Raw genomic sequence first — 12434 nt, 5'->3', positions numbered from 1 at the left:
CGTCGTGTCACCCGTGGCGGCCGTCCCGCGGTTCTACCGGGCCGCCTCCACGAGCCGCTCGACGAGCAGCGCCACTCCGACGAGCACCATGGCCGTGCCGGCGACGTACGTGGTGATCCGGGCGACACGGGGCCGCACCCCGAGGATGCGATCGGCGGCGTAACCGAGCGGCAGGTAGAAGAGCGCGACGATGAGCACGAAGACGCCGCCGAGGGCGGCGAGCTGCGCCGGCGGCGGCCATCCGCCGGCGCTCCGGGTGAACTGCGGCAGGACTGACAGGAAGATCAGCAGGCCCTTGGGGTTCAGGGCGCTCACCCCGACCCCCCGGACGAAGTAGCGGGCCGGGGAGGACGCGGTCACGGCGTACGCGTCGACGTCACCGACCCGCCCGGTACCGCGCAGGGTCCGGACGCCGAGGTGGATCAGGTAACCGGCCCCGGCCACGGTGAGCCCGGTCAGGGCGAGGGGCAGGCCCGCGACGAGCGGACCGACGCCGGCCGCGACCAAAAGCGTGATGAGCGCGTAGCCGGCCATGAGGCCACCCACGGCGGGCGCCACGACGCGGTCGTGCGTGCCGGCCGCGAGCACGAACGCCCAGTCGGGACCGGGGACGACGACGAGGGTGAACGCGACGGCGGCGAACGCGAGCACGGCAGCGGGTTCCACGGTGCCTCCCTCCTGCGAGGAAACCTATCGACCAATCGGCAGAAGGTGTTTCCGTCTTTTGCGGCCCTGATCGCGGCTTGTGGAAGAATATCGACGATGGACGCGTCTGATCGGAAGATCCTTGCCGAGCTGCAGCAGGACGGGCGGTTGAGCCTGACCGACCTGGCGGCCCGGATCGGGCTGACGGTGTCTCCGACGCACCGGCGGGTGCGTGACCTGGAAGCGGCCGGGGCGATCGTGGGCTACCGGGCGGTGGTGGACCCGAAGAAGCTGGGGCTGGGCTTCGAGGCGCTGGTGTTCGTCACCATGAAGCAGGAGGACCGGGCCACGTTGCTCGCCTTCGAGGAGGGCGTGGCATCCGTCCCGAACGTCCTGCTGGCCCAGCGCCTGTTCGGGGACCCGGACTACCTGCTCCGGGTGCGGACGGCCGACCTGGACGCGTACGCGCGACTGGAGGACGACGTGTTGTCGGCGCTCCCCGGCGTGCAGCGGCTGAACTCCACGCTCGTGATGAAGAGCTTCGTGCTCGACCGCCCCTACCCCACCGACCTCGGATAGCGCGCGGGCAGTCAGCCGCCGAAGCGCGCGGTCCAGGCGGTCACGTCCGCGACCGTGGTGTTGCCGCCACAGACCACCAGGCCCAGCCGGGCGTCCGCGCCCACCCGGTCGCGGACCCGGCGGGCCGCCGGCAGCAGACATCCGGCGGCCGGCTCGGCCCAGACCTTCGCGTGCTCGGCCAGCTCCACCGTGCCGCGCACCGCCTCCGCGTCGGAGACCACCAGCACGTCGGTGACCAGCGCCGTGACGTGGTCGTAGGTGAGCTGTGAGACGGTCGGCGCGCTGAGCGTGGTGACGATCGACGACAGCGGCACCTCGACCGGCCCGCCCGTGGCGAGGGCCTGCGACATGGCCTGCGCGCCTTCGGTCTCCACGCCCCAGACGCGTACCCCCGGCCGGCGGGCCCGCAGCGCCGCGGCCACCCCGGAGATCAGCGCCCCGCCGCCGACGCTGACCAGCACGTCGGTCAGCTCACCGGCGTCGTCGGCGAACTCCAGCCCGACGGTGCCCTGCCCGGCGAGCACCACCGGGTCGTCGAACGGGTGCAGCAGCGTACGACCGTCCTCCCGCAACCGGGACATGAGCGCGAACGCGGCGGCCATGTCGTCGGTCAGGCGGACGTCCGCGCCGGCCGCGCGGGAGACCTCGACGGCCCGCGCCGGCGCGGTCCGCGGCATCACCACGGTCGCGGCCACGCCCAGCGTCCCGGCCATCACCGCGACCGCGATGCCGTGGTTGCCGCCACTGACCGCCACCACACCGGCCGCCCGCTCGGCGTCGTCCAGCGCGAGCAGCTTCGCCGCCGCGCCCCGGGCCTTGAACGACCCGGTACGTTGCAGCAGCTCCAGCTTGGCGGTGACCGGCACGCCGATCAGCTCGGACAGGCCGGGGCTGGGCACGGTGGGCGTGTGGACCACGTGACCGGCGATCCGGTCCGCGGCGGCCTCGATGTCCGCGAGCGCGATCATCACCGCAGCGTGCCACAACCCCTCGATCCAGGACCGGCGAGGGACCGTCGGCCCGACCGGGGCGGCCTCCCCGTACCGGCCGGTCAGTCGGTCGCCTAGGCTGCGCGCATGTCGTTGCCGGTGGCCGGTGGTGCCGTGGCGCGGTACCGGGCGGTCGCGCTCGCCGTCCACCCGGCGGAACGGTGGGCACGATGACCGGACCCGGGTCCGCGCTGCCGTGGGGAATGCTGCACACGGTCGGCGTGGTGAGCACGACGCCCAGCATGACCCGGGCCGCCGAGCTGCTGCGGGTCTCGCAGCCGGCGCTCAGTCGACGGGTGAACGCCGCCGAACAACTCGCCGGCACCGACCTGTTCGCCCGCACCGGCAGCGGGGTGCAGGCCACCGCCGCCGGTCGGACGCTGGCCGACGCCGCGCGACGCATGGCTGGCCCGCTGCGCGCCGCCACCGCTCCCCCGGTCGCCGGCCCGCCCGAGTGCGCCTTCGCCACCTACGTGACCTCGCTCGGCGAACTGGTGCGGTGGTTCTCGCAACGCTGGCCGGCGAGCCGATGGCACGGCGCCGAACTCCGGCCGGAACTCGCGATGGCCGACCTGGCGCGGGGCGCCCTCGACATCTTCCTCGGCGTGCACACGCTGCACCACGCGCCGGTCGCCGCGTCGGTACGGCGGCACGTGGCCGTCCGCGATCCGCTGCGCCTGGCGATGAGCACCCGGCATCCGCTCGCCGCGAACCCGGTGCTGACGCTCGCCGAACTCCGGCACGAACCCTGGCTGACCAGCAACGATCCGGCGGTCGAGCAACTCCTGGTCGAGGCGTGCCGGGGCCACGGCTTCCACCCGCGGATCGCGTACCGGACGGACCGCACCCGCAGCATCCGGGACCTGGTGGCGGGCGGGCACGCGGTGACGCTCTGCGTGCCGGTCGCCCGCACCGACGACGAGGTGGTGGTCCGCCCGGTGCTCGGTCTGCCCAGCCTGGACCTGGTGGTGGCCTGGAATCCGGAGCGGCTAGCCGCCGCACTCGCCGACCGGTTCTGCGGCGTCCTCATCGGCTGGTATCTCTCCCGCGCATGGTCCGTGCCGGAGTTCCGGTCCTGGTTGGACGCGCACCACGCCGAGGTGATCGGCGCCGTGACGATCGGCGTCGACGAGGCCGGCGACCCCGACCCGGCTCGCGACGTCATCGACTGGAACGACCTCCAGGCCGCCTTCGAGGTGCTGCGCACCGGCTCCGCCCCGCAGGCCGCCTCCCGGCTCGGCTGCTCGCCGAGCACCGTCCAGCGACGCCTCCGCCGGCTGGAGCGCCAGGTGGGCGACGCGCTGCTGGAGCGGTCCGCCGAGGGCCGGCCGGAGCCGACCGTACGGGGCTTCCTGCTGCTGCACCACCTCTACCGGGCGCAGGCGGCGCGATGCGGAACTGACCGCCGCGGCACCGTCGATCTCCAACAACACATAGCCGCAGGTTGAATTGTCTTAGCATTGACGGAACGGCTTTTCCGGAGCAGAAAAACCGGATCGTCGTTTCGCGCGATTCACCTCTGGTTGCTAACGTCCGATCTCGTCGAGCGTTATTCGTCAATACGACGGAGAGCAATTGCTGACGCTCCGAAGCGGCCCACGAACTGGAGGTAAGACGTATGCGGAAACGCGTTCCCCGCCGGATGGGAGCAATGCTGCGGCACGGACTCGCCGCCTTGGCCGTGCTCGGCCTGACCGTCGTCGGCACCGTCGCCGGCAACACCGAACCCGCCCGCGCCGACTCGACTGTCGTCTGCGCCAACGCCGGGGTGCCGGCCGGCTACGTCGTCACCGGCGTGGGGATCAACCAGTGCGCCGGCTACCACCGGCTGGCCATCACCAACGACCTCTACGAGGGCATCCCCGTCTGCAGCCTGTGGGGAATCCCCGGGGGCTGGTACGCCACCGGCGGCTCCGCCAATGACGCCACCTGCGGATACAGCAACCGTTTCCAGATCAGGACCGGCCTCTACGACGGCATCTCCGTCTGCGCGGCGACCGGCATTCCCGGCGGCTGGATCGCCACCGGCGCCCGATCCAACGACCCGAACTGCGCGAACCTCAACCGCTACCAGATCACCTCCAGCCTGTACGACGGCATCTCCATGTGCGCGGCGTCGGACGTCCCCGGCGGCTGGGTGGTCACCCAGGTGCTGGCCAACGACCCGAACTGCGCATACCTCAACCGGTACGTCATCCGACGACTCTGATCGCGGTTCGGCCTTCGGCGTCATCCCATTCCGCACAGCTCGCCTCCCGCACCCCCGAAAGGAAGCAGACAATGGACAGAAGGCGCTCCAGAACGTGGGCGACGACGACCCGGAACGGCGTGATGGCCTTGGCCGTCACGGTAGCCGGAGCGGGCGCGTCCCTGGCGATCGGCAGCCCCGCCCAGGCCGCGACGACCTCCATCTGCGCGGTCGGCTCGATTCCCGCCGGATGGGTCGCGACGATGGGCCGCGCCAACGACCCGAGCTGCGGCTACCTGAACCGTTGGCAGATCACGAACGAGATCTACCCCGGCATGAGCATGTGCGCGGCGAGCAACGTGCCGGACGGCTGGTACGTGTCCCAGGTCCTGGCAAACTATCCCGACTGCGCCTACCTGAACAGGTTCATGATCTACCCGTACTGACCGGTGCGACAGGGACGGGCCCGGCCGGACGGCCGGGCCCGTCCCCGGGTGGGCAGCTGATGGCGGGTGGCTCCTCCGGCGTCCTATGCGCCGCGCCACCGGCCGGTCCGGGACCCGCGGCTGGCAGCGGGCCACGCCTCGACGCCCCGGCAAGCCAGGCGCGCTCGGCCGCCTGCCACCCGCTCGGGACGGTCGGCTAGGCGGCGGGGCCAGGAGCGGCCGGATGGCTGTCAGTCGTCGAACTCGAACCCGCTCGCCTCGGCGTCCGCCATCAGCCGACGCATGCGGTCACCGTCGGACGCGACCAGCTTCATCAGGGCTTCCAACTCTTGCAGTGCGAGTCGATCGGTGCCGTAAGCGCAGAACATGCCGCCCTCCGGGTCGTAGGCGAACCGGCCTCGGAGCGTCGGAGCCTCGGTGCTGACGAGAACCTCCGCGACGCCTTCCCAGAAGTACCCGTTGGGCTCGTGACCGAGTTCCTCGACCAAGGCGTCAACCGGCGTGGTCCCCGCATCGAGCAGCAGCGAAAACCGCCCTGGAGTCGTCTCGATCAGCCTGAGCAAGGTCATCTTCGAAGCCTGGCACCGGCCGGTGGCCGGCGCAAGATCCGAACTCGTTGTCACGCCTCAGTTCCGGTTCTCCGGCCACAGCGCGGCCGAGGCACGGCACCGGGGACACCGAGCCGACGGTCACCTCATATCGCGCAGTACGGACCGGGTCAGTGCGGTCAGCCCGGCGTCCCAGCGCTCGTCGGACCAGTCGCCCAGATGCTCTACGAGGTCGCTGCGGACGGCCGCCAGCAGGGCGTGGGCCAGGTAGTCCGCCGCCTCCGGGCCCCGCGCCTCGGAGACGAGACCGGCCAGCAGGGTGTGCCACTCCTCGTACGACTCGGCACGGTAGGGGCTGCCGTTGCCCGCGTTCTCCAGAGCCAGCGTCAGCACCCGATTGTCCCGCTTGAACCGCACCAGTTCGCGGAGCAGGTGCAGGACCCGTTCCGCCGGTGGGCCGTCCGGCCGATCCGCCGCGAGTGTCGTCCGGAGGCGGTCGCCGCGGATGCCGTGCAGGGCGCGGACGAGGCCCTCCCGGTCGCCGAAGTGCCGGAACAGCGTGCCCTTGCCCACTCCGGCGGCGGCGGCCACGTCGTCCATGGAGATCCGCTCAGGGTCGGTCGCGGCCGCGAACAGCCGATCCGCCGCAGCCAGCACCGCCTCCCGGTTGCGTACCGCGTCGGCTCGCACATGCCCTCCCCCACAAACGGACCGACGGTCCGCTAAGCTCTAAACGGACCGACCGTCCGCTTATCGTAATCCGTGGCGGACGGTCACCGACATAGAAGGGACGCCTGTGCCGAGAACCACCGTCCAACTGTTCCACCACGCCATCGATCTCCTGCTCACCAAGGACATGGCGGGCTTCATCGAGCTGTTCGCCAGCGACGGCGTGATGGAGTTCCCGTTCGCGCCGGCCGGACAGCCCAACCGGCTGGCCGGCCGGGCTGAACTGCACGACTACCTCATCGACTATCCGAACATCCTGGACATTCGGGAGTTCACCGACGTCACCGTGCACGAGACCGTAGACCCGGCGGTGGTCGTCACCGAGTTCACCGCCGCAGGCGTCGTCGTGGCCACCGGCAGGCCGTACCAGCTGCGATACATCGCCGTCCTGACCGGCCGCGACGGACACCTCGTGCACTACCGCGACTACTGGAATCCGCAGGCCGCGCAGGAACTGCTCAACGGCGGGCTGGTGCAATCATGATCCTCGTCATCGGGGGCACCGGAACGACCGGCCGCCTCGTCACCGAGAGACTCACCGCCACCGCCCACCCGGTTCGCGCCGCCAGCCGCCGGGCATCCGCCGGAGACGTTCGTTTCGACTGGTACGACCCCAGCACCCACGCCGCCGCGCTGGACGGCGCGACGGGCCTGTACCTGATCCCACCCGTCGGCGACGCCAACCCGGCACCCGTCATGCTGCCCTTCCTGGACCTGGCCCGAAAGGCCGGCGTACGGCGGGCCGTCCTGCTCAGCTCCTCGGCGATCGAGGCCGACGACCCCGGGGTGGGCGAGGTGCAGGCCCGGCTCGGCAGACTGTTTCCCCAGTGGGCGGTGCTGCGACCGTCCTGGTTCATGGAGAACTTCGTGGGCGACCACCCGCACGCGGTGAGCGTCCGGGAGCGTGGCGAGATCGTCAGCGCCACCGGCGACGCCCGGGTCGCGTTCGTCGATCCGGGCGACATCGCCGAGGTGGCCGTCCGCGCGCTCACCGACCCGACGTCGCACGACACCGAGCACATCGTCACCGGGCCCGAACGGTTGAGTTACGCCGACATCGCCACGATCCTCACCGACATCGGCGGACGCCCGGTCCGGCACCGTGCCGTCGACGAGGACGCGCTCGCGGCGTACCACGAGTTGCACGGTCTCCCGCCCGACTTCGCCCGCTTCCTCGCGGGCCTGGACACGGCGGTCGCGACCGGCGCGGAGGATCGGACCACCACCACCGTCGCGGACGTGACAGGACGCCGGCCCCGCTCCTTCCGGGACTTCTGCCGCGAGCGGCTACTCGGCGGACTCCCGACCGAAGCCGCATGACGGGCGACAATGTGCCGGACGGCCAGGTCAGCGTAGAACTGGCAGCGGTCGGACCCTGGCAGTGGCCCGGCCGCCCAGGTTGGGCCTTCCGCCTGCCGGGCGGTCCAAACCGATTACCCTTCCGACACCCTCTCACGGCGTCGCCAGGGCGTCAGGGTCTACCAGCCCTTCTCCGACTGGCGCCTTGTTGACTGGTTCCACAGGCGGGCCTCAGCCGACAAGTACGTCATCATTTCTTCCTTCGCGGCACCGTACTGGGCCCGGCTGTAGGGGTGCAGTTCGGCCGCACGCCTCTTTGCCGCCTCGTAGCGACGGCCAGCGTCGGGGGTGGCCGCGAGGTAGGCGCGAAGGACTCGGTTCGCCTCCGGCACCAGCGACGTGACGCCGAAGACATGCAGGTGGTGGCTCCGAACGCCGGCGGTGTCCTTCGCGAAAAACAAGTGGTCATGCTCCTCAGGAAAAGCCATCGGACGATAGACGTACCCAAGCTTTTCAAGCGACCGGAGGTCAGTGACGACCGCATCGGCCTCGGGCACAACCGCCATGATGTCGATGATGGGCTTGGCCGCCAATCCAGGAATGCTGGTGGACCCGAAGTGCTCGACGCTCAGCGCCGTAGGCAGCGCCTCGGACAACAGCCGTTGTTCGACCCTGAATCGCTCCGACCAGGCCGGATCGTAGGCCACCACCTCGACTACAGCCTGAGGGCCCTCCACGTCGGCCACCATAGCGGCTCGGTACAGCCGTCCGTCCAGTCGCGCCGCCGGCTGATGCCCAGACCGTCCGGTTCCAGGTCGTGAATCAATCTGTGGACGAGGGTGCTTGGAAAAGTTCATTCTTCTATTGGACCGTTTTGGGGTCGGACGTTTCAACCCCGTCCCAGGACGTTTCGCAAAAGGCGAAGACGTCTTGCGGCAGTCCGAACAGGCGGATGAACCGTGCATGCAAAATCGGTTGACTTGTTGGGCCGCCACCCGAACTCTCTGGGCTCGCGCTCGCCGCAATGGCCGCGGGATCAGACGAGGAAGTGCCACACGAAGTCGGGGTGCGGAGCTGATAGAGCGTTACAGCACCGCACCCCGATGAAAAACCACGGCAACGGAGGGTAGATGAGTAATCAACGATTGCCCACGGCACCAGGATCTCGAAGCTCGAGGACTTGGAGCGACACAGCCGAGCGTCAACTCTGCGGACGATATCGATGCGTGCTTCACATACCCTTCATTGGTCGAGACATCGAAAACGCTCTTGCGTTCACCCATATGCTCGTTGAAGTGCTCGCCTTCGCACCCGAAATCGATCCGGGCGAGACGACCCTCACCTACGAGGACGGGCAGTGTGAGCATCTAAGACTGTTCTGCGACCGCCGATTGCAGGCAAACCGCAGATGCGGCTTGACACACAACCATGCCGGCAAGTGCCAATCTGAGCCAACTCGATTGCCTATTCCCGACCACGACAATCGCGGACGGTCGGGAATAGACAACCATTCAAGCACCAGTCGACCGAACTAAGTATCGAGATGCTTTACAAAGAGGCCAATCAGGATCCGACCATGTGGAAGTGATCCGGGGGTGGTGAAGTGGATCCTATCGGTATTCCAGAGCCGCTTTGCATGCCACTCGCATAGATATATCTGGCCGTCATGCTCAACCGATCTTTGAGCGATCGCCTTCTTATTCTTGTGCGTCTGACTACTCTCCGGCGACACGTCCACGCCACATGAGGCCATATCACTCTGAACTAGATGACGCACTCCCTTGCGGGACTCAAACGACTGAACCATGCGGTTATTGAGGACCGCAAGAACTTCCACAACCCAATCATACACCTCATCATAGGTGCCATGAAATCTACGAAAGTCAAGCTCCGAGTGAAAGACAAGCTGCGGAAAAGCCCGATCGGCAATCGCGAAGAAGCCCTCAGATGCAACCCTCTCTCGCCGAAGAACTAACTGCCAAAAATCAACGAGATCTGAAGGCTCCACCAAAATGAAGACTTCGGCAGATGCATCCCCGGCAACAACCGACAACAGGCCCCGCCTTCCAGCCGTCGAGCACGCCAGGCATGCCATAAAGCAATCACCTGATCGCATCACCAAATAACCTAGCGACCAACTATCTACACACTCGCCTGCCACCACGCAACTAGTGACAACGTCGTCAATCTCCTGATCCCAATCGACACACCGATCCAACAGGTCGCTACAACGACGCAGAGTGTCAATATCAATACCTGTCGCTCGTTCGTACAGGAGCGCATACAACGGCACCCCCGTTCTACACTCGAAGTCCAGGCAAAGCGAGAACTTACTTACCGGGACGCCCGCTTGCAGCAACTGAGACAAAGCATCATTGAAATCATCGATAGCCTCCTCAGCTAGAGAATCGTCGACGCTATCAAATGCGAAACTAGACTCATCTACCACGATCCTCAGTGGCTCGTCTAGCCTCCCGCTTTGCATGCGCAAGCCTCCCCAGGTCTTGGTCTAGTTGATCGAAAAAGCCAGGAGGCCAGATCGACATACCACCCCCGGCAGTCACATTAATGAGAACAGGCGACGACCGGACACCATCGAAGTAGTGAACTACAACTTCCGTTGGATCTACGGTACGGTCATCAACCGCAGCGCGCCGTATACCGTTCAGCACATGATCACTATGCGTCTCAACGATGACTTGTGTACCAGCACCAGCCACCCGGCCCAAAAACCTTCCGAGTTTAGACTGCCCGGCTGGGTGGAGATGAGCTTCAGGATTCTCGACTATCAAAACGCCTTGCCCAACAGATAGGCCGGCAACGACGATGGGCAGCGCATAGGAGACACCGAATCCGATATTCCCGGGTCTGAGTGGCTGCGATTCCATGTCGGGAGCTTGAAAACGGATGACACTGGTCGTCATACCTAGAGGCCATCGGGCCTCAATCCGGACAGGGCGCACAATGTCAGACACCCACGCCTCGACCTGCGCTCTCAATGTCTGAACGTTGGGAGACGCTGGATGGCGCAGCGTATCCGCAACAGCATCACGTTCCCTAAGCGTGATAGCCTGCGCCACATACTCGCCCCGGATTCCGACTCCGATGTTAGAAACTTCGGCCGAGGTCACCGATAGCTGGTCACGCGGCCCTAATCGTTCGGCATTTAGATAGCTAAAGGACATACCTGGCGAGCTAAGCAGAGCCGGGAGCGGCTCCGGCCTCCGCATAATCGGAAGATGCAGTGCTCTCTCTTCGAGAGCTACAGCGAATTCGTACTCTCGCCAGGAATCCTCCATGAAGAGTGACACCTGAATAACTTGATCCTCCGCAGATATGTGAAGCGCATCATCAGCTTCGCCGATCTCAAGCCCATAGGGTCCGTTAAGTTGGACGACTGAAGCCCGCTCATCTTCGCTAGCTTGACGGACCAATAGAAGAGCTTGAATCAGGGTACTTTTTCCCGCACCATTAGTGCCGGTTAGGACCGTCATCTTCCGAAGGGGCAGATCGACTCTGCCAAATCGCTTGAAGTTTTGTATCCTTATACGTTCAATCATTGGCTATCCTTGACAACTTCGACGGCCTTCTGGAATCGATACCGAACCTTCCGGGCATCACCAGTCGACGTAGTTATAGCGGTCATGTAGTCCGAGTCTTCGGACATGAGCTCTCGCGCCGCGTCAATGATGCGAGCACGGAGTTTCGGAGCCTTGCGAATGTCCAAATCAGCCAGCGCAACGGACCAAGATTCGAACAGGGCCCGGTTGAATGGGCTAAGGTTATCCCTACCCAAGGGCCATTTGCGAAATGCATGTTCTCCAAAGATGTCATAGCTATTCATCATCGCCCGCTTGAAATCTCGCCTTAGTCTTTCGAGTACTGCATCCGAAACAGCCTTGGGATCGTCCAGCCTTCGAGTCGCTTCATCCAAAAAGGGCTCCATAGCTCGATAACGCTGCTCTTCATAAATCTCAACCCCAAGTAGACGAAACGCACAAAACCTTAGAACCATTTCCCGATCCGTCATGCGCACTCGAGATCTGAGAGCTTCACCCACCACCGCCTCAAATTCGGGCATTGTTGCACATTCCATCAAGAATTCACGACTACGATTTCGACTCATGCAGTGACGAATCTCCTGCGCATTTAGTGGCGAGCCGCCCGTGTTGAGCCGTTTGAAGATGTTGTACTTTACGTCCGTCGGCGTTGATGGATCAATTACGTGAACAACGAGCTGGCTGCTGAATATTCGCCTCTTCCAGGCTTGCGGCAAGTCGCTGAACCTTTGCCCCACCGCAGACTCAAGGTATTCCAGATTATGAAGCGCAAATTCCTCACGGCGAACGAATGAGTGGATGGTTGATAGCCGCTGCAGCCCGTCAACCGCCCGATACATGCCATCTTCGTCTTCCGCGAAGTAGAAAGCAGGTAAAGGAATCTGCAGGATAATCGATTCAATAAGTCGAGATTTTTGGGAGGACTTCCAAACGAGATTCCGCTGAAAATCCGGAGCTAATTCCAAGTCGCCTTCGTCGATCTGATCCAGAACCTGGCGGATGGAAAAAGTTTTTGTGGAAACCCTAATTGCGTTAGGATCCCAGGGCCTGGCGATCTGTTCCTCTTCGTCCGGCTCTTCTTCCTCCAGCTCGACTCCTAGCGGCTGGCTGTCGAAGTACTCCTCGCGCGGCTCTCGGGCGACCTCGCTCAACTCGCTTCGCTCCTCGTGCTGATTGTCTACCTAGTCTCCGTTGATCACCTGAATCAGATCATACGGATCCGGATCCGGCACAGCCCAGCTCCGCGCCAAGGGTAAATTCCGTCAGTGTGATCCGTCAGTGTGATCCGACAGCTGATGTGCGACGCAGCTCCGCCAGGTGATGTGCGACGGGTGGTCTAGGAAACGTGGGTAGCGATCCGCGGTCGCTGGCCCTTGATGCTACGGACTGGCTGGGTGGTCGTGCGTCGGATGACCTTGGTGTCGCCGTCGGGTAGGTCGATGGCCAGGGTC

The 12434-nt window shown here is 65.4% G+C and carries 14 protein-coding genes; 6 read left to right on the top strand and 8 right to left on the bottom strand.

The window, feature by feature from the left end:
* Positions 1-33: 33 nt before the first annotated feature.
* The gene (locus tag C8054_RS26735) at positions 34-666 is read right to left on the bottom strand and encodes a LysE family translocator (RefSeq protein WP_107161560.1); all 633 of its coding nucleotides are present in this window, start codon (positions 664-666) and stop codon (positions 34-36) included.
* Positions 667-762: 96 nt separating this feature from the next.
* On the opposite strand from C8054_RS26735, the gene C8054_RS26730 reads away from it, so the two are divergent.
* Entirely contained in the window at positions 763-1224 is a 462-nt protein-coding gene (locus C8054_RS26730) for an Lrp/AsnC family transcriptional regulator (protein ID WP_107161558.1), read from the top strand.
* 11 nt (positions 1225-1235) lie between these two features.
* On the opposite strand, the gene C8054_RS26725 is transcribed toward C8054_RS26730, so the two are convergent.
* On the bottom strand, positions 1236-2192 hold the full coding sequence (locus tag C8054_RS26725) for a threonine/serine dehydratase (protein WP_107161644.1): 957 nt from the start codon (positions 2190-2192) through the stop codon (positions 1236-1238).
* A 191-nt stretch (positions 2193-2383) separates the two neighbouring features.
* Between C8054_RS26725 and C8054_RS26720 the strand changes: the two genes are divergently transcribed.
* The 3 genes from C8054_RS26720 (at position 2384) to C8054_RS26710 (ending at position 4847) form a co-directional block, all read left to right on the top strand.
* Entirely contained in the window at positions 2384-3661 is a 1278-nt protein-coding gene (locus C8054_RS26720) for a LysR family transcriptional regulator (protein ID WP_107161556.1), read from the top strand.
* 203 nt (positions 3662-3864) lie between these two features.
* Positions 3865-4422 (top strand): hypothetical protein, encoded by a 558-nt coding sequence (locus C8054_RS26715; RefSeq protein ID WP_107161553.1) that lies wholly within the window; start codon positions 3865-3867, stop codon positions 4420-4422.
* 128 nt (positions 4423-4550) lie between these two features.
* A complete protein-coding gene (locus C8054_RS26710) occupies positions 4551-4847 on the top strand; it encodes a hypothetical protein (RefSeq protein ID WP_146179989.1) in 297 nt (98 codons plus the stop codon).
* Positions 4848-5077: 230 nt separating this feature from the next.
* Here C8054_RS26710 and C8054_RS26705 read toward each other — a convergent pair whose 3' ends face one another.
* Together C8054_RS26705 and C8054_RS26700 are read right to left on the bottom strand one after the other, a co-directional pair.
* Entirely contained in the window at positions 5078-5416 is a 339-nt protein-coding gene (locus C8054_RS26705; RefSeq protein ID WP_107161642.1) for an immunity 51 family protein, read from the bottom strand.
* A gap of 120 nt (positions 5417-5536) precedes the next feature.
* Positions 5537-6085 carry a TetR/AcrR family transcriptional regulator gene (locus C8054_RS26700; protein ID WP_107161549.1) on the bottom strand — a complete coding sequence of 183 codons (549 nt, stop codon included), beginning with the start codon at positions 6083-6085 and terminating at the stop codon, positions 5537-5539.
* Between the two features lie 106 nt (positions 6086-6191).
* Here C8054_RS26700 and C8054_RS26695 point away from each other — a divergent pair, with 106 nt between their 5' ends.
* Both C8054_RS26695 and C8054_RS26690 read left to right on the top strand, forming a co-directional pair.
* The gene (locus tag C8054_RS26695; protein WP_107161547.1) at positions 6192-6608 is read left to right on the top strand and encodes a nuclear transport factor 2 family protein; all 417 of its coding nucleotides are present in this window, start codon (positions 6192-6194) and stop codon (positions 6606-6608) included.
* On the top strand, positions 6605-7444 hold the full coding sequence (locus tag C8054_RS26690; protein WP_107161545.1) for an NAD(P)H-binding protein: 840 nt from the start codon (positions 6605-6607) through the stop codon (positions 7442-7444). The genes C8054_RS26695 and C8054_RS26690 overlap by 4 nt, the downstream gene beginning before the upstream one ends.
* Positions 7445-7602: 158 nt before the next feature.
* On the opposite strand, the gene C8054_RS26685 is transcribed toward C8054_RS26690, so the two are convergent.
* From C8054_RS26685 to C8054_RS26675, 4 genes are all read right to left on the bottom strand, one after another.
* Positions 7603-8172, bottom strand: coding sequence for a GrpB family protein (locus C8054_RS26685; RefSeq protein ID WP_158273898.1), 570 nt, complete (start codon positions 8170-8172; stop codon positions 7603-7605).
* Between the two features lie 782 nt (positions 8173-8954).
* Positions 8955-9872: a hypothetical protein gene (locus C8054_RS31840; RefSeq protein WP_146179987.1), complete on the bottom strand. Its 918-nt coding sequence runs from the start codon at positions 9870-9872 to the stop codon at positions 8955-8957.
* A complete protein-coding gene (locus C8054_RS33385; protein ID WP_107161540.1) occupies positions 9862-10983 on the bottom strand; it encodes a DUF3696 domain-containing protein in 1122 nt (373 codons plus the stop codon). Before C8054_RS33385 ends, C8054_RS31840 begins: the two co-directional genes overlap by 11 nt.
* Complete coding sequence (locus tag C8054_RS26675) at positions 10980-12134, bottom strand: DUF262 domain-containing protein (RefSeq protein ID WP_107161538.1); 1155 nt, start codon at positions 12132-12134, stop codon at positions 10980-10982. Before C8054_RS26675 ends, C8054_RS33385 begins: the two co-directional genes overlap by 4 nt.
* Between the last annotated feature and the right edge of the window lie 300 nt (positions 12135-12434).

It is taken from the genome of Micromonospora sp. RP3T (assembly GCF_003027925.1).
Taxonomy (GTDB): domain Bacteria; phylum Actinomycetota; class Actinomycetes; order Mycobacteriales; family Micromonosporaceae; genus Micromonospora.
The sequence above is the reverse complement of the archived record's forward strand: the minus strand, read 5'-3'. Positions and strand labels throughout refer to the sequence as shown.